This window comes from Streptomyces sp. NPDC041108 (assembly GCF_055592645.1).
This window is the reverse complement of record NZ_JBVIYK010000012.1, coordinates 199,398-221,535: the sequence shown is the minus strand read 5'-3', so window position 1 is coordinate 221,535 and position 22,138 is coordinate 199,398. Positions and strand designations below refer to the sequence as shown.

19 protein-coding genes and 1 pseudogene are annotated in these 22,138 nt (G+C 72.2%); 14 read left to right on the top strand and 6 right to left on the bottom strand.

From position 1 onward, the window contains the following. The first annotated feature begins 254 nt into the window (after positions 1–254). Entirely contained in the window at positions 255–1,343 is a 1,089-nt protein-coding gene (locus ACZ6BB_RS30145) for a branched-chain amino acid aminotransferase (protein WP_471618270.1), read from the top strand. A gap of 75 nt (positions 1,344–1,418) precedes the next feature. On the opposite strand, the gene ACZ6BB_RS30140 is transcribed toward ACZ6BB_RS30145, so the two are convergent. Then, positions 1,419–2,576 carry a serine hydrolase domain-containing protein gene (locus ACZ6BB_RS30140; RefSeq protein WP_471618269.1) on the bottom strand — a complete coding sequence of 386 codons (1,158 nt, stop codon included), beginning with the start codon at positions 2,574–2,576 and terminating at the stop codon, positions 1,419–1,421. Between the two features lie 132 nt (positions 2,577–2,708). On the opposite strand from ACZ6BB_RS30140, the gene ACZ6BB_RS30135 reads away from it, so the two are divergent. The 6 genes from ACZ6BB_RS30135 (at position 2,709) to cimA (ending at position 9,548) form a co-directional block, all read left to right on the top strand. Further along, positions 2,709–3,224, top strand: coding sequence for a hypothetical protein (locus tag ACZ6BB_RS30135; RefSeq protein ID WP_471618268.1), 516 nt, complete (start codon positions 2,709–2,711; stop codon positions 3,222–3,224). A gap of 130 nt (positions 3,225–3,354) precedes the next feature. Then, positions 3,355–4,035 carry an urease subunit gamma gene (gene ureA / locus ACZ6BB_RS30130; RefSeq protein WP_471618267.1) on the top strand — a complete coding sequence of 227 codons (681 nt, stop codon included), beginning with the start codon at positions 3,355–3,357 and terminating at the stop codon, positions 4,033–4,035. After that, positions 4,032–5,711, top strand: coding sequence for an urease subunit alpha (locus ACZ6BB_RS30125; protein ID WP_471618266.1), 1,680 nt, complete (start codon positions 4,032–4,034; stop codon positions 5,709–5,711). Before ureA ends, ACZ6BB_RS30125 begins: the two co-directional genes overlap by 4 nt. 12 nt (positions 5,712–5,723) lie before the next feature. Beyond that, entirely contained in the window at positions 5,724–6,770 is a 1,047-nt protein-coding gene (locus tag ACZ6BB_RS30120; RefSeq protein ID WP_471618265.1) for an agmatine deiminase family protein, read from the top strand. A gap of 199 nt (positions 6,771–6,969) precedes the next feature. Then, on the top strand, positions 6,970–7,506 hold the full coding sequence (locus ACZ6BB_RS30115) for a TetR/AcrR family transcriptional regulator (protein WP_471618324.1): 537 nt from the start codon (positions 6,970–6,972) through the stop codon (positions 7,504–7,506). Between the two features lie 437 nt (positions 7,507–7,943). Beyond that, positions 7,944–9,548, top strand: coding sequence for a citramalate synthase (cimA, locus tag ACZ6BB_RS30110; protein ID WP_471618264.1), 1,605 nt, complete (start codon positions 7,944–7,946; stop codon positions 9,546–9,548). Positions 9,549–9,652: 104 nt separating this feature from the next. Here the strand turns inward: cimA and ACZ6BB_RS30105 are convergent, their stop codons facing one another. Continuing rightward, a complete protein-coding gene (locus ACZ6BB_RS30105) occupies positions 9,653–10,150 on the bottom strand; it encodes a hypothetical protein (RefSeq protein WP_471618263.1) in 498 nt (165 codons plus the stop codon). 227 nt (positions 10,151–10,377) lie between these two features. On the opposite strand from ACZ6BB_RS30105, the gene ACZ6BB_RS30100 reads away from it, so the two are divergent. Continuing rightward, a complete protein-coding gene (locus tag ACZ6BB_RS30100; protein ID WP_471618262.1) occupies positions 10,378–11,757 on the top strand; it encodes a hypothetical protein in 1,380 nt (459 codons plus the stop codon). Between the two features lie 148 nt (positions 11,758–11,905). On the opposite strand, the gene ACZ6BB_RS30095 is transcribed toward ACZ6BB_RS30100, so the two are convergent. Beyond that, positions 11,906–12,691 (bottom strand): S1 family peptidase, encoded by a 786-nt coding sequence (locus ACZ6BB_RS30095; protein WP_471618323.1) that lies wholly within the window; start codon positions 12,689–12,691, stop codon positions 11,906–11,908. A gap of 253 nt (positions 12,692–12,944) precedes the next feature. Here ACZ6BB_RS30095 and ACZ6BB_RS30090 point away from each other — a divergent pair, with 253 nt between their 5' ends. From ACZ6BB_RS30090 to ACZ6BB_RS30080, 3 genes and pseudogenes are all read left to right on the top strand, one after another. Continuing rightward, the gene (locus tag ACZ6BB_RS30090; RefSeq protein WP_471618261.1) at positions 12,945–13,817 is read left to right on the top strand and encodes an aminoglycoside phosphotransferase family protein; all 873 of its coding nucleotides are present in this window, start codon (positions 12,945–12,947) and stop codon (positions 13,815–13,817) included. 38 nt (positions 13,818–13,855) lie between these two features. Next, complete coding sequence (locus ACZ6BB_RS30085) at positions 13,856–14,440, top strand: YdeI/OmpD-associated family protein (protein WP_471618260.1); 585 nt, start codon at positions 13,856–13,858, stop codon at positions 14,438–14,440. Positions 14,441–14,901: 461 nt separating this feature from the next. Then, a pseudogene (locus ACZ6BB_RS30080) lies at positions 14,902–15,608 on the top strand (hypothetical protein). A gap of 24 nt (positions 15,609–15,632) precedes the next feature. On the opposite strand, the gene ACZ6BB_RS30075 reads toward ACZ6BB_RS30080, so the two are convergent. Continuing rightward, positions 15,633–16,253: a YceI family protein gene (locus tag ACZ6BB_RS30075; protein ID WP_471618259.1), complete on the bottom strand. Its 621-nt coding sequence runs from the start codon at positions 16,251–16,253 to the stop codon at positions 15,633–15,635. 148 nt (positions 16,254–16,401) lie between these two features. Here ACZ6BB_RS30075 and ACZ6BB_RS30070 point away from each other — a divergent pair, with 148 nt between their 5' ends. The 3 genes from ACZ6BB_RS30070 to ACZ6BB_RS30060 all read left to right on the top strand — a co-directional run bounded on the left by ACZ6BB_RS30070 (position 16,402) and on the right by ACZ6BB_RS30060 (position 20,778). Further along, positions 16,402–18,777: a polysaccharide lyase 8 family protein gene (locus ACZ6BB_RS30070; RefSeq protein ID WP_471618258.1), complete on the top strand. Its 2,376-nt coding sequence runs from the start codon at positions 16,402–16,404 to the stop codon at positions 18,775–18,777. A gap of 165 nt (positions 18,778–18,942) precedes the next feature. Next, the gene (locus ACZ6BB_RS30065; RefSeq protein WP_215449160.1) at positions 18,943–20,526 is read left to right on the top strand and encodes an acyl-CoA carboxylase subunit beta; all 1,584 of its coding nucleotides are present in this window, start codon (positions 18,943–18,945) and stop codon (positions 20,524–20,526) included. Positions 20,527–20,583: 57 nt separating this feature from the next. Further along, positions 20,584–20,778, top strand: coding sequence for an acyl-CoA carboxylase epsilon subunit (locus ACZ6BB_RS30060; RefSeq protein WP_086754761.1), 195 nt, complete (start codon positions 20,584–20,586; stop codon positions 20,776–20,778). A gap of 141 nt (positions 20,779–20,919) precedes the next feature. Here ACZ6BB_RS30060 and ACZ6BB_RS30055 read toward each other — a convergent pair whose 3' ends face one another. Together ACZ6BB_RS30055 and ACZ6BB_RS30050 are read right to left on the bottom strand one after the other, a co-directional pair. Continuing rightward, positions 20,920–21,501, bottom strand: coding sequence for a GTP-binding protein (locus ACZ6BB_RS30055; RefSeq protein WP_013000463.1), 582 nt, complete (start codon positions 21,499–21,501; stop codon positions 20,920–20,922). Beyond that, positions 21,482–22,051: a DUF742 domain-containing protein gene (locus ACZ6BB_RS30050; RefSeq protein WP_045561500.1), complete on the bottom strand. Its 570-nt coding sequence runs from the start codon at positions 22,049–22,051 to the stop codon at positions 21,482–21,484. Before ACZ6BB_RS30050 ends, ACZ6BB_RS30055 begins: the two co-directional genes overlap by 20 nt. Between the last annotated feature and the right edge of the window lie 87 nt (positions 22,052–22,138).

Below are 22,138 nucleotides of genomic sequence, written 5' to 3'. Positions count from 1 at the left end.
CGCCACTCGAATTTCCTCGAAGCCGCCGGGTCGCACCAGCACCCGGCGGCTTCCGTATGGCTTCCCCATGGTCCCGCCGGGTGTCACCATCATCCCTGGGTCGCATTCACGCCGTTTTCTTCCGTCGACTCCGCTTGCGATAATCGAACGCGGAGCCGCCGAATGAGGCAATGCTCGGACGTCCAAGCAGTCGCCGCCGGCAGTGCGGACGTGAGCGCGGCCCGTCACACACAACCGGTGAAGGACAACCACTCATGACGACGCCCACGATCGAGCTCAAGCCCTCGGCCTCGCCACTCTCCGACGCGGAGCGCGAGGCGATCCTGGCCGACCCCGGCTTCGGCCGCCACTTCACCGACCACATGGTCGTCATCAAGTGGACAGAGGGCCGCGGCTGGCACGACGGCCAGCTCGTTCCGTACGCGCCGCTCTCCCTCGACCCGGCCACCATGGTCCTGCACTACGCGCAGGAGATCTTCGAGGGGCTGAAGGCCTACCGGCAGCCGGACGGAACCGTCGCCACCTTCCGGCCGGAGAAGAACGCCCAGCGCTTCCGCTCCTCCGCCCGGCGGCTCGGGATGCCGGAACTGCCGGTCGAGACGTTCATCGAGGCCTGTGACGCGCTGGTGCGCCAGGACCAGGCATGGGTCCCGGCCCACGGCGGCGAGGAGTCCCTCTACCTGCGCCCCTTCATGATCGCCACCGAGGTCGGCCTGGGCGTCAAGCCGGCCAACGAGTACCTCTTCCTGGTCATCGCCTCCCCGGCCGGGGCGTACTTCCCCGGCGGCGTGAAGCCCGTCTCCATCTGGGTCTCCGAGGACCACGTCCGCGCCGTCCCGGGCGGCATGGGCGACGCCAAGACCGGCGGCAACTACGCGGCCTCCCTGCTGGCCCAGGCCGAGGCGGCGGCCGAGGGCTGCGCACAGGTCTGCTACCTCGACGCGGTCGAGCGCAAGTGGGTCGAGGAACTGGGCGGCATGAACCTGTACTTCGTGTACGGCGACCGCATCGTCACGCCCACCCTCACCGGGTCGATCCTGGAGGGAGTCACCCGTGACTCGCTCCTCAGCGTCGCCGCCGACCTCGGGTACGGCGCCGAGGAGGGCCGGATCTCCATCGACCAGTGGCAGGCCGACTCCGAGAGCGGCGCCCTCACCGAGGTCTTCGCCTGCGGCACGGCCGCCGTCATCACCCCCGTCGGCACGGTCAAGCGCACCGGCGCCACCTGGCAGCAGTCCGCCGGCGAGCCCGGCCCCGTCACCCTCAAGCTCCGCGAGGCGCTGCTGAACATCCAGCGCGGCACGGTGGAGGACAAGCACGGCTGGATGCACGAACTGGGCTGAGCGCGCCGGGCCGACCGGGCCGGTCCGCCCGGTCGGCCGCCGCCGCTCCTCGTGCCCGTCCGGCGGCGCGGCCCCTCATGCCCGCTCCGCACGCACCCGTTCCACCAGACCCAGGGTCAGCTCCTGCGCCACGTCCTCCAGGTTCCACCCGCCTTCCCGTGATGCCTGGTTGCTGATCCAGAAGACGAGGACACCGTCGGTCGGGGAGCGGCCGAGGAGACCCAGGGACCAGTCGTTGCCGCCGTCGTGCCAGGCGAAGGGGCCGTCCGGGGTGTCCCGTACGCTCCAGCCGTAGCCGTACGAACTCGTCGAGCCGGGCTCCCGGACACGCGGCTCGAACAGCTTGTCCCGGGCCCGCGCCGGCAGGACCTCCTCGCCCAGCAGCGCCCGGTGCCAGCGGAACACGTCCTCGGCGGTCGAGAGCATCCCGCCGTTGCCGCGCAGGTTCCAGTACGGCCCGTCGGCGGCCCAGGGGTGGTCGAAGGGCCTGCCCCTGCTCCGCCCCCGGTCGTCGTACTCCACCGCGACGAGCCGCCGTGGCCACCGGGGCAGCACGTATCCGGTCCGCCTCATCCCGGCCGGCGCGAACAGATGCCGGGCCAGGAACGCCTCGTAGCCCTCTCCCGATGCCTTCTCCACGATCGCGGCGAGCAGGCTGTAGCCGGTGTTGGAGTAGTGGAACCTCGTGCCCGGCGCGGAGCGGAGCTTCGAGGCCAGTGCCCCGCGCACCAGCTCCTCGCGCGAGACGGGCGCGTAGTCGTCGCCGAGGCCCTCGACGAGGCCGGAGGTGTGGGTGAGCAGATGCTCGACCGTGATCCCGCGTTTGTCCTCCGGCACCGGTCCCAGGTGCCGGTCGATCCGGTCGGTCACCCGCAGCCTGCCCAGCACCTCCAGCTTCAGGATCGCCGCCGCCGTGAACTGCTTGGTCATCGACATGACGTCGTAGACCGTGCGGCAGCTCGCCGCGATGCCGGCCGCGCTGTCCGCCGTGCCGAAGCCCGCGCAGTACGCCAGTTCGTCGCCGCGTGCGGCGAGAACGGTGCCGCCGCCGTCCCGGGGCAGCGTGCGGTGGACGAAGTCGGCGATCGACGGGTCGACGCCGGGCGGCCCGGCCTCGGACGCCGGCCCGCCGACGGGCAGGGGAGCGAGCACGCCGAGTGCCAGTGCCGCCGCGAACAGCGCGGCACTCCTGGCTCTCGTACGGGGCTGGGGCGAACGGCGGGGCGGACCCATGTGACCTCCCGGTGGTCTCGGAGCGGGGCGGTGCGCACCGAGGTTGACCGCCGTTCTCCCGCCTCCTCAAGCTGTGGAGGTGTTCGAGCTTGTACGAGTCCGTGTATGTCCAGCTCAACGAGGGGGAACCCGATGACCACCGCACCTCCCACACCGCCCGACACCGATCCCGCCGCCTTCGTCGCGGGCCTCGGGCGCCTCAAGGCGTGGTCCGGCCTGAGCTACCGCCGGCTGGAGCGCCGGGCCGCCGAGGCGGGCCACGTCCTGCCCCACTCCACGGCGGCGACCATGCTCGGCCGGGAAAGTCTGCCCCGAGAGGAGCCGGTCGCCGCGTTCGTCGCGGCCTGTGGACTGCGGGGGGCCGAGGCCGAGGCGTGGACGGACGCGCGACGCCGCATCGCCTGCGGGCCGGAGGAGGTCCGGGGCGAGGTCCCGGAGGCGGTCCCGGGAGAGGTCCGGGGACGGGTCCCGGCCGTGCGCACCGTGCGCACCGCGCGTCCGCTCCGGCTCCGGCGCCGGGCCGTCCTCGCCGTCGCGGCACTCTCGCTCACCGCGCTCCTGGGCGGGGCCCTGACCTCGGGCGCGCTCACCGAGGACGAGGAGGTCCGGGAATCTCGGACGGTGCACGGCGTCTCGCACGGACAATAGAGCGCTGCTCGAAAAGGTCAGGGCTCCGGTGCAGCCCATTCTGCAGGCAGAACTCTTCTGCCCTTCCCCTTCCTGTGTTCCGTGTTTAGAGTGACGTTCTAAATCACGGACCGCAAGGAGGTGTCGCCGCATGCGACTGACCCCCACCGAACGCGACCGCCTGCTCCTCTTCGGCGCCGCCGAGCTGGCCCGGGCCCGCCGTGCGCGCGGCCTGCGGCTGAACGTGCCCGAGACGACCGCCCTCGTCGCCGACGCCGTGTGCGAGGCGGCGCGGGACGGGCTGCGGCTCGCCGAGGCGATCGACCGGGCGCGGAGCCTGCTCGGCCCCGACGACGTGCTGCCGGGCGTGGCGGACATCGTGCGGGAGGTGCATGTCGAGGCGGTGTTCGAGGACGGGTCACGGCTCGCCGTGGTCCCCGACCCGATCGGCGGCGCACCGGGGGAACCGGGCCCCGGCGGGCTCCTGCCGGGCGCGGCACACTCCGACCCCGGTGCCGTCGTGCGGCTGACGGTCACCAACACCGCCGACGTGCCCGTCTCGGTCACCTCCCACTTCCACTTCTTCGAGGCCAACCCGCGGCTCGACTTCGCGCGGGCGGCGGCGTACGGGATGCGGCTCGCGGTCCCCGCCGGGTCCTCGGTGCGGTTCGGGCCGGGGGAACGGGTCGAGGTCGGGCTCGTGCCGATCGGGGGTGACCGGGTCGCGATCGGGTTCGCCGGTCTCGTCGACGGGGAACTGGACGCGCCGGGCGCCAGGGAGGAGGCCCTTCACCGGGCCGCCGCCTGCGGATACCTGGGGGCGGACCGATGAGCGTCGATCCGTACGCGTACGCCGCCACCCACGGCCCCCGCGCCGGCGACCGGATCCGGCTCGGCGACTCGGGACTCGTGATCCGGGTCGAGTCGGACTCCCAGCGGTACGGCGACGAGTTCCTGGCCGGCTTCGGGAAGACCGCGCGGGACGGGCTGCACCTCAAGGCGGCCGCCGTCCGCGAGACCTGTGACGTCGTGATCAGCAACGTCGTGGTGATCGACGCGGTGCAGGGCGTCCGCAAGGTGTCGATCGGCATCCGGGAGGGCCGGGTCAGCGCGATCGGGCGGGCCGGGAACCCCGACACCCTCGACGGGGTCGAGGTGGTCGTCGGCACGGGCACGTCCATCGTGTCCGGCGAGGGGCTGATCGCCACCGCCGGTGCCGTCGACACCCATGTCCACCTCCTCTCGCCGCGGATCATGGAGGCATCGCTCGCCTCCGGCGTGACGACGATCATCGGGCAGGAGTTCGGGCCGGTCTGGGGCGTCGGGGTCAACTCGCCCTGGGCGCTGCGCCACGCGTTCAACGCGTTCGACGCCTGGCCGGTCAACATCGGCTTCCTCGGCCGGGGTTCCTCCTCCGGCGACGCCCCGCTGGTGGAGGCGCTCGCCGAGGGCGGGGCCAGCGGCTTCAAGGTGCACGAGGACATGGGCGCCCACACCCGGGCGCTGGACACGGCGCTGCGCGTCGCCGAGGAGCACGACGTCCAGGTCGCCCTGCACAGCGACGGGCTGAACGAGTGCCTGTCGGTCGAGGACACCCTGCGCGTGCTGGAGGGACGCACGGTCCACGCCTTCCACATCGAGGGCTGCGGCGGCGGGCATGTGCCGAACGTCCTGAAGATGGCCGGGGTCCCGAACGTCATCGGCTCCTCCACCAACCCCACCCTCCCCTTCGGCAGGGACGCCGTCGCCGAGCACTACGGGATGATCGTCGCCGCCCACGGCCTCAAGACCGACCTGCCCGGCGACGCAGCCCTGGCCCGCGACCGCATCCGAGCCGGCACGATGGGGGCGGAGGACGTCCTGCACGACCTGGGCGCGATCGGCATCACCTCCTCGGACGCGCAGGGGATGGGCCGCGCGGGGGAGACCGTCCGCCGGACCTTCGCGATGGCCGGGAAGATGAAGGCCGAACGGGGCGCCCCGGACGAGGGCCACGACAACGAGCGCGTCCTTCGCTACATCGCCAAGCTGACCGTCAACCCCGCCATCGCCCACGGCCTCGCGCACGAGATCGGCTCGATCGAGGTCGGCAAGCTGGCGGACCTCGTGCTGTGGCGGCCGGAGTACTTCGGGGCCAAGCCCCAGCTCGTGCTCAAGTCCGGCTTCCCGGCGTACGGCGTCGTCGGCGACCCGAACGCGGCCACCGACACCTGCGAACCCCTCGTGCTCGGACCGCAGTTCGGGGCGCACGGCGCCACCCCGGCCGACCTCTCCGTCGCCTTCGTCGCGCAGGCCGCCCTCGACCAGGGGGGCGACTCGATGCCCACCCGGCGGCGCAGGGTCGCCGTGCGCGGCACGCGCGGGATCGGCCCGGCCGACCTGCGGCTCAACTCCCGTACCGGATCGGTCGACGTGGACCGGCGCACCGGCCTGGTCACCCTCGACGGTGAACCGCTGCACTCCGAGCCCGCCGAGTCGGTCTCCCTCAACCGCCTGTACTTCCTCTGAGGAGCCACCCCCATGACCACACCCGCCGCCGACGGTTTCCGCATGCCGCCCGAGTGGGCTCCGCACGAGCGCACCTGGATGGCGTGGCCGGGACCGAACCCGACCTTCGAGGACCCGGCGGACCTCGCGGAGGCCCGCCTCGCCTGGGCGTCGGTCGCCCGTGCGGTCCGCCGCTTCGAACCCGTGACGGTGGTGTGCGGGCCGGGGCAGTCGCGGCAGGCGCGCGCGCTGCTCGGGGAGGGCGTCGACACGGTCGAACGCCCGCTGGACGACGCCTGGATGCGGGACATCGGGCCGACCTTCCTCACGAACGGGCGTGAACTCGCCGCCGTCGACTGGAGGTTCAACGGCTGGGGAGCCCAGCCCTGGGCCCGCTGGGAGCACGACGCCGAGATCGCCGGGCAGGTGGCGGACCTCGCGGGCGCGCGGACGTACGCCTCCAAGCTCGTCAACGAGGGCGGGGCGATCCATGTCGACGGCGAGGGCACCGTCCTGCTCACCGAGACCGTGCAGCTCGGCCCGGAACGCAACCCCGGCTGGACCCGCGAGGAGGCCGAGGCGGAGATCCACGCCCACCTCGGCACCAGCAGGGCGATCTGGCTGCCGCGCGGCCTCACCGGCGACTATCCCCCGGACGGCTTCGGCACGCTCGGCCATGTCGACATCGTGGCGGCCTTCGCGCGCCCCGGCGTGGTCGTCGCCCACTCCCAGCCGGACCCCGCCCACCCCGACCACGAGATCACCCGGGAGATCATCGGCCTGCTCCGGGCCGCGACCGACGCGCGCGGGCGGAGCCTGGAGGTGGTGGAGGTCCCGGCCCCGACCGTGCTGGAGGCCGACGGCCGCTGGGCGGACTACTCCTACATCAACCACTACCTCTGCAATGGCGGAGTCGTCCTGTGCGGCTTCGACGACCCGCGCGACGCGACCGCCGCCGGGATCTTCCGCCGGCTGTTCCCGGAACGGACGGTCACGCTCGTCGACGCCCGCACGCTCTTCGCGGGCGGCGGAGGCATCCACTGCGTCACCCAGCAGCAGCCGAGGACGGGCGTCAGGTAGAAACGTACGGATGACCACGCCACCACCGCACCCGCCACGGCATCCGTCGCCGGACGCGACCTCGGACGCGACCTCGGACGCGACCCCGGACGCGTCCGCGCACCCGTCATCGCACGCGCCGCCGGGTCCGCCGGGCCGTCAGGGAGGCGCCCGCCGGCGCGGCAGCGCCCCGCCCCGCGAGGACGTGCTCGGGGCGGCCATGGGAATGATCGCCGAGCGGGGGCTGGAGAAACTCACCATGGCGGCGCTCGGCCGGGAGGTCGGGATGAGCAGCGGCCACCTCCTGTACTACTTCCACTCCAAGGACGAACTGCTGCTGCGGACCCTGGAGTGGAGCGAGGGCCGGCTCGGCGCGGAGCGCGCCCGGCTGCTCACCCGCACGGGCACCGCCCGCGAGCGGCTGGCGGCGTACGTCGACCTGTACGTTCCCGACGGGCACCGCGATCCCCACTGGACCCTCTGGCTGGAGGTCTGGAACCGCTCGCAGAACGCCGACGACGACGCCCGCGACCGTCAGGCCGCCATCGAGGGCGCCTGGCACCGCGACCTGGTGGCCCTGCTCGCGGAGGGCGTGTCGTCGGGGGAGTTCCGCGCGGTCGACCCGGACCGTTTCGCCGCCCGGCTGCGGGCCCTGCTCGACGGCTTCTCCATCCATGTGGCCATCGGACTGCGCGGGACCGACCGCGCCCGGATCCTGGCGCACGTGCGGGAGTTCCTCGACGAGTCCCTGGGCTGAGCCGGGCCGGGGAAACTCCCGCCGCGCCAGGAGGGCGCACCGGCCCCGGCCCCCTCGGTCCGCACGCCGGCCCGTGACCACGACCGGACCGCGCCCCGAGTCCGGGGCCCGGCCCCGATCCCGGCGGGTGATCAGCGCACTGTTCGCATCCTGAGACGGAGGGTGAGCACGGGACCGGTCTGTGCCAGACTGCCCCCGTGCTCTCGTTCGCCATGATTATTGGCAGCAGGCGCGCCGGTCCGCAGTGACCGCCACGTACGACCAGGTACGGGCGGACACCGTCGTTCTCGACCCGCGCGCAGACCTCTCGCACCCGCGAGGGGTTTTTCGCTTTTCTGGCCCACCTACAGCCGGGAGCGCAGCGCGAGGGATCATTGGAGGACGGTGGAGCCGGTCATTCCGGTACGACCGAGATCCAACACAGGAGCCTTGAGACCATGACGGACACCAGCGAGCTCGACGACTCGTTCCACGTCTTCGACACCACCCTGCGCGACGGCGCCCAGCGTGAGGGCATCAACCTCACGGTCGCGGACAAGCTGGCCATCGCACGGCACCTGGACGACTTCGGCGTCGGCTTCATCGAGGGCGGCTGGCCCGGCGCGAACCCGCGCGACACCGAGTTCTTCGCCCGCGCCCGGAAAGAGATCGACTTCAAGCACGCCCAGCTGGTCGCGTTCGGCGCCACCCGCCGCGCGGGCGGCAAGGCGAGCGAGGACCCGCAGGTCAGGGCCCTGCTCGACTCCGGCGCCCCGGTGATCACCCTCGTCGCCAAGTCCCACGACCGTCATGTGGAACTCGCCCTGCGCACCACCCTCGACGAGAACCTGGAGATGGTCCGCGACACCGTCTCCCATCTGCGCGCGCAGGGCCGCCGGGTCTTCGTCGACTGTGAGCACTTCTTCGACGGCTACCGCGCCAACCCCGAGTACGCCAAGGCCGTCGTCCGCGCCGCCGCCGAAGCCGGCGCCGACGTCGTGATCCTCTGCGACACCAACGGCGGCATGCTGCCGGCGCAGGTCAAGGCCGTGGTCGCCACCGTGCTCGCCGACACGGGCGCCCGCCTCGGCATCCACGCCCAGGACGACACCGGCTGCGCGGTCGCCAACACCCTGGCCGCCGTCGACGCCGGCGCGACCCACGTCCAGTGCACCGCCAACGGCTACGGCGAGCGTGTCGGCAACTCCAACCTCTTCCCGGTCGTCGCCGCGCTGGAGCTGAAGTACGGCAAGAAGGTCCTCCCCGAGGGCGCCCTGCGCGAGATGACCCGGATCTCCCACGCCATCGCCGAGGTCGTCAACCTCACGCCCTCCACCCACCAGCCGTACGTCGGTGTCTCCGCCTTCGCGCACAAGGCCGGCCTGCACGCCTCCGCGATCAAGGTCGACCCGGACCTGTACCAGCACATCGACCCCGAGCAGGTCGGCAACACCATGCGGATGCTCGTCTCCGACATGGCGGGCCGTGCCTCCATCGAGCTCAAGGGCAAGGAACTGGGCGTCGACCTCGGCGACGACCGCGAGCTGGTGGGCCGCGTCGTCGAGCGGGTCAAGGAGCGCGAGCTCAAGGGCTACACGTACGAGGCCGCCGACGCGAGCTTCGAGATCCTGCTGCGCGACGAGGTGGCGGGCAAGCCGCAGCGCTACTTCCGCACCGAGTCCTGGCGGGCCATCGTCGAGGACCGCCCCGACGGCAGCCACGCCAACGAGGCCACCGTCAAGCTGTGGTCCAAGAGCGAGCGCATCGTCGCCACGGCCGAGGGCAACGGCCCCGTCAACGCCCTCGACCGCGCCCTGCGGGTCGCCCTGGAGAAGATCTACCCCCAGCTCGCCAAGCTGGAGCTGGTCGACTACAAGGTGCGCATCCTGGAGGGCAAGCACGGCACCAACTCCACGACCCGCGTCCTCATCTCCACGACGGACGGCACGGGCGAGTGGTCCACGGTCGGGGTCGCCGACAACGTGATCGCCGCGTCGTGGCAGGCGCTGGAGGACGCCTACACGTACGGGCTGCTGCGGGCGGGTGTGGAACCGGCGGAGTGACGAACCGGCGGCCCGGACGGACGCGGCGAGGGTCCGTCCGGGCCGCTGCCGGGGCCCCGCCGCGTCCGTCGCCGGGAAGGCGCCCGGTGCCGGTGACCGAGCCGTCAGCAGGCCCGCTCGGTGCGCTCCTCGAACTCCTTCGCGCTCATGACCCGGTCGTCGGCCCACACCCGCCCCGGCTTCAGCTTCGCGAGGTCGGCGCCGGTGAAGGTCACGGCCCCGTCGACCTGGTCGTCGGTGTGGGCGTAGAACGCGAACTCGTAGGTGTGGCCCGCCAGAAGACGCTGCTCGCCCCGTGTCTCGGCGTCCCACGCGGCCGGCGGTGAGAACAGCGGGAACTCCGTGTCCCCCGACCACTCGCCGTCCGTCTCCCAGACCGTCGTGTCCGTCTCGTCCTCGCTGGGCTCGTCCTCCCCGGAGCCGGCCCAGCCCGCGAGTCCCGGCGCCGTGTAGGTGGCGTCCCCGCACGGCCGGACCAGCACCCGGGGTGACCCGTCGCCGTCCATCGTCACCCCGGCCAGCGGCAGGACCTCGGGTCCGCAACCGCTCAACAGCACCGCCCCGCCCACCGCGCCCACCAGCGCGAGAACTCTCCGTAGCATTCCGCCAGCCCCCCGTGATCCCGTCGCCCCCGAGTGCGTGCGCCGCACCCGTCTCGAACGGTTGTACAGCCGTCCGGGCGCACGCCCAAGTCGACGGTCGGCTCCCATCAGGTCACGGACGGGGATCGTCCGTTCATGGACGAGGAGCACCCTTTCACGGACGGAGACCATCCGGTTCACAAAAGGGGATCATCCGTTCGCAACCGGATCGAGGTAGCTTCGAAGGTATGAAAGGCGCACCGGTCCGACGTCTGTTCCGCCTCCTCATGATGCCGTTCGCCGCCATGGCGCTCGCCGCCCTCGCGGTGCTGGCCGTCGCCGCGCCGGGCGCGCACGCGGCCACCGATCTCTCCACCGTGGCCGCGGCCCTGCGGGAGAGCCCCGTCTACGTCGACCCGGCCGCCTCCGGCCTGCTCTCCCGGGCGGACGCCGACGCCCTCGCCGACACGATCGAGGACGCGGACGAGCCGGTCTTCGTGGCGGTGCTCCCGGCCGGCTATCCGGCCCAGGACCTCTTCCGCAACCTCCGCACCGAGACCGGTGTGACCGGCTTGTACTCCGTCCGCCTCGGCGACCGGTTCGACGCCCGCGCCGACAGCAGTGTGCTGAGCCGGCAGGCCGTGGCGAACCTGGTCTCCGCGGTCCAGGGCGTCGACGACCCGAAGGCCCAGCTCGACGACTTCGTGGACGACGCCCTGCGCAGCAACCCCGGCGGCACGGCCCCGTCGAGCTGGAGCGGCGGCGACGAGGGCGTGGACACGGGCGCGCTGGTGGTGGGGGGAGCGGTCGTCGCGGCGGGCGGCGTGGGCGCGTACGCGCTGGTGCGCCGGAACCGCCGCCGCAAGGAGGAGGAACGCCGCGAGGCGCTGGCCCGGCTCGCCGTCGTGGTGGACGAGGACATCACGGCCTTCGGCGAGGAACTGGACCGCCTGGACTTCCACCCGGCCGAACTGGGCGCGGACGACGCGATGCGCGCCGACTACGAACGGGCCCTGGACGCGTACGAGCAGGCCAAGTCGCTCATGGCGGCGGCTGTCCGGCCCGAGGACGTCCGTGCCGTCACCCGGACCCTGGAGGACGGCCGCTTCTCCCTCGCCCAGCTCGCCGCCCGCCGGGAGGGCCGCCCCCTCCCCGAACGCCGGGCCCCCTGCTTCTTCGACCCCCGCCACGGCCCCTCCGTCGCGGACGTCCCGTTTACCCCCGGCCTCGGCGCCGAACGCGAGGTCCCGGTCTGCGCCGCCGATCAGGCACGCCTCTCCGACGGCCGGGACCCCATGATCCGCGAGGTGGACACGGCGTCCGGCGGCCGCCGCCCCTACTGGGACGCCGGCCCGGCCTACGGCCCCTGGGCGGGCGGCTACTACGGCGGCGGTCTCCTCCCCGGCCTCCTCGTCGGCACGATGCTCGGCAGCATGATGGCCACCCCGTCCTACGCGGCCATGTACGGCTCCGGTTACGGCGACTTCGGCGCGGCCTCCGGCTACGGGGGCGGCGACGTCTCGGGCGCCGACTTCGACACGAACGACTTCGGCGGCGGCTTCGGCGGCGGGGACTTCGGCGGTGGCGGGGACTTCGGGGGAGGCGGGGACTTCGGCGGCGGCTTCTGAGACCCCGCCCCGACAGGGGCCCCGGCCCCGGACACGGGCACGGACATTGGGCATGGCCCCGGACACGGCCCCGGACATGGGCACGGGCCCGGCACTGGGGAGCTGCCGGACCCGTGGACGTCGTGCGAGAGCTGGTGCGGGACTCAGCTCAGAGCGTGGCCGCACCCGCCGCGATCTGGGACGCGAAGGTGGAGACCTCGGTGTAGACACCGGGGGCGTTGCGCTGGGCGCAGCCGTCGCCCCAGCTGACGATGCCGACCTGGATCCAGGCACCGGCGTTGTCCCGGCGGAACATCGGACCGCCGGAGTCGCCCTGGCAGGTGTCGACGCCGCCCGCGGCGAAGCCGGCGCAGATCTCCTCGCCCGGGACGAGGCCGCTGTACAGGCCGCCGTAGGCCCGGCACGTGGCGTCGCTGATGAACGGCACCGTGGCCTTCAGCATGTACCGCTGCTGGGCGCCGCCCTCGACGGCCGCGCCCCAGCCGGCGACGGTGAAGTCACCGGTGTTGTACTGCGTGGTGGTGGCGATCTTCAGCGTCGGCAGGTTGATCGGCTGGGCGAGCTTGATGAGGGCCCAGTCCTTGCCCGTGCCGTTGTAGCCGGGGGCCCGGTACACCTTGGTCGAGCGGACCTGGACCCGGCCGCTGGTGCTCTGCAGGTCCACGACGCCCGCCGTGGCCGTGATGCTGGTGTTGTTGCCGGTGGCGCCCACGCAGTGCGCGGCGGTGAGCACGATCTGCTGGGTGTAGAGCGCGCCGCCACAGCCCATGGACAACCGGACCATGAAGGGGAACTCGCCCTGCGCGGCACGCGTTCCGCCGACGACCGGCGCCGGTGCGGCGGTCGCCGCGGACACGGGCTGCAGGCTGGCGATGGCGAGGGCGGCGGCGCCGACGACCGCGCATCTCTTCAGGGCGGTGATGAGTCGCTTCAACGTGATGCCTTCCGTGGGGGGTGACATGCGATGACTCGTACGACCGAAAGCGCAGACATGACGCAGGCATGCCAAGAAGGCGACTGGAACGCGCCTTTGATGGCATGACCAGGTCAATTTCTGTTGCTGGATTATGAGAACGCCGAAAGCCCTCGCACAAGAGGCGTGAACCAGTCAGTCCCACTGCCGGTTTCACGCCGCGCACGGGGAAAAGCACGTGCGCGGGGGCCGCGGGGGCGCGCAGACTGACCCGGTGATCGACATCACCCCCCACCTCGTACGCACCCTGATCTCGACGCAGTTCCCGGCCTGGAGCGAGCTTCCCGTCCGGCCCGTCGACCGGCAGGGCTGGGACAACCGCACCTTCAGGCTGGGCCAGGAACTGACCGTCCGGCTGCCGAGCGCGCAGGGCTATGTCGCGGCCGTGGCGAAGGAGGACCGCTGCCTGCCCGAACTGGCCCGGCACGTGCCCCTGCCCGTGCCGGAACCGGTGGCGGTCGGCGGGCCGGGGGCGGGATACCCGTACGCGTGGTCGGTGCGCCGGTGGCTCCCGGGGGACACGGTCGAGGTCGCGCCGGGCATCGACCGGACGCGCCTGGCGCGCGACCTCGGTGACTTCCTGCGCGACCTGCGCGGGGCCCCGCCGGGCCGGGGTCCGGCGGCCGGGCGGCACTCGTACTTCCGCGGGTGCCACCCCAGCGTGTACGGCGACGAGGTCGAGCAGGCCCTGGACCGGCTGGCGGACGTGGTCGACGTCGCCTCCTGCCGGGCCGTCTGGGCGGACGCGCTGACGTCCGCCTGGCCGTCGGCGCCGACGTGGTTCCACGGCGACGTCGCCGTCGGGAACCTCCTCGCCAGGAACGGCACCCTCTCGGCCGTCATCGACTTCGGCTCCTCCGGCGTCGGCGACCCCGCCTGCGACCTCGTCATGGCCTGGACGTACTTCACCGGCGAGGAGCGGAAGATCTTCCGTGAGGCGGTCGGTCTCCCCGACGACACCTGGCGCAGGGCCCGTGGCTGGGCGCTGTGGAAGGCCCTGGTGACCACGGCGGGCCTCTCCGGCCCCGACCCGGAAGGACGGCAGCGCCGGGTGATCGGCCAGGTGCTGGACGACCCGGTCGTCTAGGTCAGGATCTGTCCTGCTTCACTCGTACCGTGCGGTGCATGACCACTCCCGCAGGCACGGAAGCCCTGGCGTTCCCCGACGCCGACCACCTCGACGCCTGGCTGACCGCCCACCCCGCCCCGACCACCGGGGGCCTCTGGGTCAAGGTCGCGAAGAAGGGGTCCGGCATCCCTTCCGTCGGCGCCGGGGAGGTCAATGACGTGGCCCTCTGCCACGGCTGGATCACGGGCATCCGGCGACGCCTGGACGAGGCGTACTTCCTGCAGCGGATCACCCCGCGACGGCCGGGCGGCGACTGGTCGATGGTGAACGTCCGACGGGTGGCCGAACTGACCGCCGCCGGCCGTATGCGCACCGGCGGCCTCGCGGAGGTGGCCGCGGCCCGGGCGGACGGGCGCTGGGCGGCGGCGTACGCGTCCCAGAAGGAGGCGACCGTCCCCGACGACCTCGCGGCCGCCCTCGCCGGCAACCCCGCCGCCCGCGACGCCTTCGAACGCCTGGGCAGGACGGACCGATACCTCCTCGTACTGACCCTGCTCAGAGCCCGCACCCCCCGCACCCGTGAGACCCGACTGAGGTCGGCACTCACCACCCTTGAGACAGGACGCCCGAACGAGACCTGACCGGCTGCGCGTTGGGCGGACGGGCGCTGCGGCCGGCGGCCGGGCGGGCGGGTGGGGTGGGAGCTGTCCGGCCCTGCCGCGCGCGACCCGCGGTCGACCGGCTGTGGGGCCCGGCCGATCCGCCGAGTGAACGGACCCTCCGGCCCCGGTCCGCTCACAGCCGAGCCGAGCCGAGCCGAACGCACGCAAGCCGAACGCACGCGAGCCGAACGGCATCCGAACGAGCCGCTGCCCTGCCCCTGCCGCCGGCCGGGGGCGTTGTCGGACCCCGTGCCACGCTCCCTCCCATGTCTCCTCACATCCCCGGAGTCCACGCCTCCTCCGGTGCGGCGCCGGACCCGGCGGCCGTCCTCTCCGGCGGTACCCCGCTCGCCGCGCTCACCCTCGCGCCGTGGCGGTCCTTCGAGACGGCCGTCGCGCGGCGCGTCGCCGGTGAGGCCGCCACAGTGGTGGGGGGTCGGCTGGTCGGCGTCGAGGCCGTCGAGCATCTAGGAGGGGCGTCGCACCGGGCGCGCATCGAGCGGGACGGGCAGGAGTTCGCCCTGATACCCGGCGGCCGGGTCACCCTCGGCTTCGACGTAGAAGGCTGGTGCCCGACGGCCGAGCAGAGCGCCGACTACGCGGCCGGTCGGGAGCAGGGCTTCGGAGACGGCGCCGACCTGCGGGAGCACCTCGCGCGGGTGCTCAGCCCGCGTCGCACCGTCGTCCTGCCCGCGGTGCTCATGGCGGTGGAGGGGGAGCCACTGACCGAAGCCCCCGCCGACAAGCCGGCCGTCCTCGCGGAACGCGGACTGCGCATGCCCACCTCCGACGAGTGGGAGCACGCCTGCGGAGCCGGGGCCGGCACCCTGTTCCGGTGGGGCGACGACTGCCCCCTCGACCGCGTCCCTTACGGAGACCCCACCGGCCCCACAACGCGCCCAACGCCTTCGGCCTGCGGATCGCCCACGACACCTGCAGCATCGAACTCACCGGCGACACCGGAGAGGTGCGCGGTGGTGACGGCGGCGAGTCGGTCTGCGGCGGGTACGGTCGCCTGCTGGCCTGGCTGCCGCCGGCCACCGCCCACACGCACCCCGACCTGGTCGACTTCGTGTACGGCGAGGACGGCGACGGTCTCCGCGACGACTTCTCGGTCCGCCCCGTCCTCACGCTCGGTCGAACCTGAGGTCTCGGCAGCTCTCAGCGGTGCTCAGCCCGCGTTCCGGATCGCCGAGATGTCGAAGGTCAGCTTGATCTTGTCGGACACCAGCACGCCGCCCGTCTCCAGGGCCGCGTTCCAGGTGAGGCCCCACTCGGAGCGCAGGATCTCCGCCTTGCCCTCGAAGCCGACGCGCTCGTTGCCGAAGGGGTCCTTGGCCGCGCCGTTGAACTCCAGGTCGATGGTGAGCGGCTTGGTCGTGCCGAGGATCGAGAGGTCACCGGTGATGCGGTAGTCGTCGCCCCCGAGGGCGACCGCCTCGGTGGAGCGGAAGGTCATCGTCGGGAACTCGTCCGTCTTGAAGAAGTCCGCGCTCTTCAGGTGACCGTCACGGTCGGCGTTGCCGGTGTCGATGCTGTCCATCTTGACGTCGATGGAGGCGGTGGACCGGGTCGGGTCCGAGCCGTCCAGGTGCAGGGTGCCGGAGAAGTCGAGGAAGCCGCCCTTGACGTTGGTGACCATGGCGTGACGGGCCGTGAAGCCGATCGTGGTGTGCGACGCGTCGATCGTGTAGTCACCGGTCAGCGCGGCGAGCTCGGGGTTCACCGCGGAGGTGGTCGCCGTGGCGGTGGCGGTCTCGGTGGTCGTGTTGTTGCGGCCGAAGATGCCCATGACGTGACTCCTTGAGTGATCTCGTTCAATGTTCAACGAACTGAACGCGCCCCACCGTAGACTTATTCCGTTCAAGTTTCAACCGTATCGCCACGGTGATCGTCCCATCACTCACTGTTGATCCGGGCCGAACGAGATGGTAGACGGCATGGGCATGACCCCCACTCGCCGTACCGTCCTGCTCCTCGCCGCGGCACTGGCGCCGCCGCCACCCCCCACCGCGCACGCCGCCGGCCGGCCCACCGCCGACGAGGACGTGTACGACACCCTCCGCCGCCGCTGGCTCACGATCGCACTCGGCGCCGGTTACGACTCCGCCGCCGAGCCCTACGCCACCCGGCTGCGGGAGACCGGCGACCTCGCCCACGCCTTCCGCGCGGCCATGGAGCCCACCGCGGACTCCCTCTGGCCCGGCCACCGCTTCGACCCGCCCGCGGGAATCACCCAGAGCTACAGCCGTCTGTGGACGATGGCCCAGGCGTACGCACAGCCGGGCACCGGCCGCACCGGCGACGCCGGCCTCCTCGCCGACATCCTGCGCGGCCTCGACCACCTCACCGCGACGGTGTACCACCCCGCCACCACCCGCTACGGCAACTGGTGGGAGTGGCAGATCGGCAGCCCCCGCCTCCTGATGGACATCGTGGCCGCCCTGTACGACGAACTGACCCCCGCCCGACGGGCCGCCGCCTGCGCGGCGATCGACCACTTCGTCCCCGACGCGCTGCTCCACGAGTACGGCGGCACCTCCACCGGCGCCAACCGCGTCGACCTCTGCCGCTGCGTGGCCCTGCGTGGCATCCTCGGCCGCGCCCCCGAGAAGATCGCCCTGGCCCGGGACGCCCTCTCGCCGGTCTTCCCGTACGTCACCCGCGGGGACGGGCTGTACGCCGACGGTTCGTTCGTGCAGCACACCTGGGTCGCCTACTCGGGGACGTACGGCCAGGTCATGCTCGACGGGCTGGGCAGGCTCTTCGCCCTGCTGGCCGGGTCCGAGTGGGAGGTGACCGACCCGAACCGGCAGATCGTCCTCGACGGCGTCGAACGGGCGTACGCGCCGCTGATCCATGACGGGCTGGTGATGGACAGCGTCAACGGCCGTGCCATCAGCCGGGGTTACCTCAAGGGCGACGACCGCCACATCCTGCGGAGCGACCATTTCCACGGCCAGGGGATCATCGCCGCCATCGCGCTGCTCGCGCTCGGCGCCACACCCGCCGAGCGCGAGCGGTGGCACGGACGGATCAAGGGGTGGATCGCCCGTGACACGGTCACACCGATCCTCACCGCGAGACAGTTCGGCGTCGCGGACCTGGCCAGGCTGCACGCCGTCGCCGCGTCCCCGGTCGCCGCCGCGCCCGAACCCGTCGGCCACCGTCTCTTTCCCGCCATGGACCGGGCCGTCCACCGTCGTCCGGGCTTCGCGGTCAACATCGCCATGGCCTCCGACCGCATCGCCCACTACGAGTGCGGCAACGGCGAGAACCCGCGCGGCTGGCACACGGGCGCGGGTGCCACCCTCTGGTGGGCCGCCGGGCACGGCGACCAGTACACGGACTGGTTCTGGCCCACCGTCGACTGGTACCGCCTCCCCGGCACCACCGTCTCCACCAAGCGGCTCGCCGACCGGGAGGGCGGCGAATGGGGCGCTCCGAAGCCCGCGGCGCGCTGGGTCGGCGGCACCACGGACGGCGAGTACGCGGCGATCGGCCAGCACCTCAAGGGGCTCGGCTCCACGCTGGAGGCCCGCAAGTCGTGGTTCTGCCTCGCGGACGGCGTGCTCTGCCTCGGAGCGGGCATCACCTGCGCGGACGGGGTACCGGTGGAGACGGTGGTCGACAACCGGAACCTGGGGGCGGCCGGCGGCACGGCCCACCCGCCGCTGGTACGCGGCCGACTCTGGGCGCACCTGGAGGGCCACGGCGGCTGGGTCTTCTCGGACCGACCGGCGGGCACCCCGGGCAGCCCGACCCCCGCGCCCGCCCTACGCACCCTCCGCGAGGACCGCACCGGCGCCTGGTCCGACATCAACTCCACCAGCACCTCGGAACGCCGCACCCGACGCTGGCAGACCCTCTGGCTGGACCACGGCACCGATCCGGTGAACGCCGGCTACGCCTATCTGCTCATGCCCGGGGCGTCCCGCCACGCCGTCGAGGCCCGTGCCGCCGACCGGCGCTGGTTGTCGATCCTCGCCAACGACAGCGCCTGCCAGGCCGTTCACGTGCCCTCGCTCGGGCTGATCGGCGCCACGTTCTGGCAGCCCGGTACGGTGGGCCCGCTGACGGCCTCCGCCGGGGCGAGCGTGCTGGTATGCCGCCGGGGGAGGGCCGCCACCCTCTGCGTGAGCGAACCGCCGCGCACGGGCGAGCCGATGGAGATCACCTGGAACGGCCCGTTCGGCGAGGTGATCCGGGCGGACGCGTCCGTCGAGGTGCTGGAGTCGATGCGCGGTCGGCTGCGGCTGCGGATCACCCCCGGCACGGCGTGCGCCACCCACACCTGTGACCTGACTCTCGCCTGAGCCGCCCGCCGCGCCTTTGTGTGACCCCTACAAGCCCCACACCCCCTGAGCAGTCGGTTCGCCTGCATGCCGACGACGTTCTGTTCAGGGGTACCAGGAAAACACGCCGGAGACTGTACGGAGTCGACGGGCCGCTTTGCTCACTCGGCTTCGTATGGTCGCTACATGACCGTTTTGGATGAGGCACCGGGTGAGCCGACGGACGCACGCGGGCGAGTGGCCGAACTGCACGAGATCCGTGCCCAGGCCCTGGCCGGCCCGAGCGAGAAGGCGACCGAGGCGCAGCACGCCAAGGGCAAGCTGACCTCCCGGGAGCGCATCGAGCTGCTGTTGGACCCGGGCTCCTTCAACGAGGTCGAGCAGCTGCGCCGGCACCGGGCCACCGGATTCGGTCTGGAGGCCAAGAAGCCGTACACCGACGGTGTCGTCACCGGCTGGGGCACGGTGGAGGGCCGTACGGTCTTCGTCTACGCCCACGACTTCCGGATCTTCGGCGGCGCGCTGGGCGAGGCCCACGCCACGAAGATCCACAAGATCATGGACATGGCCATCGCGGCCGGTGCCCCGCTGGTCTCGCTGAACGACGGCGCGGGCGCCCGTATCCAGGAGGGCGTCTCCGCGCTCGCCGGGTACGGCGGCATCTTCCAGCGCAACACCCGGGCCTCCGGCGTCATCCCGCAGATCAGCGTGATGCTCGGCCCCTGCGCGGGCGGCGCGGCCTACAGCCCCGCCCTCACGGACTTCGTGTTCATGGTCCGCGAGACGTCCCAGATGTTCATCACCGGTCCGGACGTCGTCAAGGCGGTCACCGGCGAGGAGATCACGCAGAACGGCCTCGGCGGCGCGGACGTCCACGCCGAGACGTCCGGCGTGGCCCACTTCGCCTACGACGACGAGGAGACCTGCATCGCCGAGGTGCGCTACCTCCTGTCGATGCTCCCGCAGAACAACCGCGAGAACCCGCCGCGCGTGGAGCCCTCCGACCCGGTCGACCGCCGCAGCGACGTCCTGCTCGACCTGGTCCCGGCGGACGGCAACCGGCCGTACGACATGACCAAGGTCATCGAGGAGATCGTCGACGACGGCGACTACCTGGAGGTCCACGAGCGCTGGGCCCGCAACATCATCTGCGCGCTGGGCCGGCTCGACGGCCAGGTGGTCGGCATCGTCGCCAACCAGCCGCAGTCCCTCGCGGGCGTCCTGGACATCGAGGCATCCGAAAAAGCTGCGCGCTTTGTCCAGATGTGCGATGCTTTTAACATCCCGATCATCACGCTGCTGGATGTCCCCGGGTTCCTCCCGGGCGTCGACCAGGAGCACGGCGGAATCATCCGCCACGGCGCCAAGCTGTTGTACGCGTACTGCAACGCGACCGTGCCCAGGATCTCCCTGATCCTGCGCAAGGCGTACGGAGGCGCCTACATCGTCATGGACAGCCAGTCCATCGGCGCCGACCTCACGTACGCGTGGCCGACCAACGAGATTGCCGTCATGGGCGCCGAAGGTGCCGCCAACGTCATCTTCCGGCGGCAGATCGCCGAGGCCGAGGACCCCGAGGCGATGCGGGTCCGGATGGTCAAGGAGTACAAGGCCGAGCTGATGCACCCGTACTACGCGGCCGAGCGTGGCCTCGTCGACGACGTGATCGACCCCGCGGACACCCGCGCGGTCCTCATCCGCTCCCTCGCGATGCTCCACACCAAGCACGCGGACCTGCCGTCCCGCAAGCACGGCAACCCGCCGCAGTAACCCGTCGGTTCCCTCCCGGTACCCCTGCGGAAACCTCATCCACGGAGACTGACTTCCATGAAGCTGCCTGATATTCGCGTCGAGAAGGGCCACGCCGAGCCCGAGGAAGTGGCCGCGATCACCGCGCTGCTCCTGGCCCGTGCCGCCGCCCAGCCCGCCGAGACCGTCCCGGTCCACCGCGGCCGCCTGCGCGCGGGGTGGCGCCGCCTGGAGCGCGAGCCGGGGTTCCGGGCGCCGCACAGCTGGCGCTGAGCCGTGTCCTGAAAGGGCCCCCTCCTGCGGGAGGGGGCCCTTTGGCGTGCGGGGTGTGTGCGGGCCGGTACACGAAAGGGACCCCCTCCCGCACAGCGCACAGGAAGGGGTCCCTCTCATACTCGGCTGAGCGCCGCAGGCCTACCGCAGGCGGGCCATCAGCGCGTGCTCGACCAGCGTGATCAGCGCCGACTTCGCGTCCGAGCGGTGTCGCGCGTCCGTCGTGATGATCGGGGTGTCGGGTCCGATCTGGAGCGCCTCGCGGACCTCGTCCGGGTTGTACGGCTGCTGTCCGTCGAAGCCGTTGAGGGCGATGACGAAGGGGAGGCCGCTGTTCTCGAAGTAGTCGACGGCGGGGAAGCAGTCGGCGAGGCGGCGGGTGTCGACGAGGACGATGGCGCCGATGGCGCCGCGGACGAGGTCGTCCCACATGAACCAGAAGCGGTCCTGTCCGGGGGTGCCGAACAGGTACAGGATGAGGTCCTGGTCGAGGGTGATGCGGCCGAAGTCCATGGCGACCGTGGTGGTCGTCTTGTCCCCGGTGTGGGTGAGGTCGTCGATGCCCGCGGACGCGGACGTCATCACGGCCTCGGTACGCAGCGGGTTGATCTCCGAGACGGCCCCGACGAACGTGGTCTTGCCCACGCCGAAGCCACCCGCCACCACGATCTTCGCCGAGGTGGTGGAGCGGGAAGGACCGCCGCTAGAGCTTGCGAAGTCCACTGAGCACCCTTTCGAGCAGTGTCACGTCTGGCTGGCCGCCGGCGCTCTCGTCGCCGCCGGGCTGATGAATGGCGACCAGACCCGCCTCCGCCAAGTCGGCGACGAGGATTCTGGCCACGCCGAGAGGGATCGTCAGCAGGGCCGAGATCTCGGCCACCGACTTGATCTCCCGGCAGAGGTTGCAGATCCGCTGATGCTCGGGCAACTGGCCCTGCATCTGGTGCGGCTGCGCGGTGGTGTGCACCAGTGCCTCGATGGCGAGCTGGTAGCGGGGCCTGGTGCGGCCGCCCGTCATGGCGTACGGACGCACCAGAGGGTTGGTCGCCGCCCCCGCGGGCGACGGCTCAGGGGTGCGGCGCTGCGGCTGCACGGGCTGGATACGCGGCGCCGGCGGCTGGTCGTACGGAGAAGGGCCGGGGCCCTGCGGTGCGTACGGCTGCTGGCGGCTCGGTGCGGAGGGGAAGTTGTACCGGTTCTGGTCACCCTGGCCCGGCCCCTGGCCAGGGTAGGACCAGTTGCCCGACGATGAACCGCCTGGGGGTGTTGCCACGTTCTCTCCTCCTCCGACTGTGCTGGCATCCATGGCTCATTGGAAGCCGCGTCCCGAAACCTTACGGCCCCGGGACGTCAAAACGCA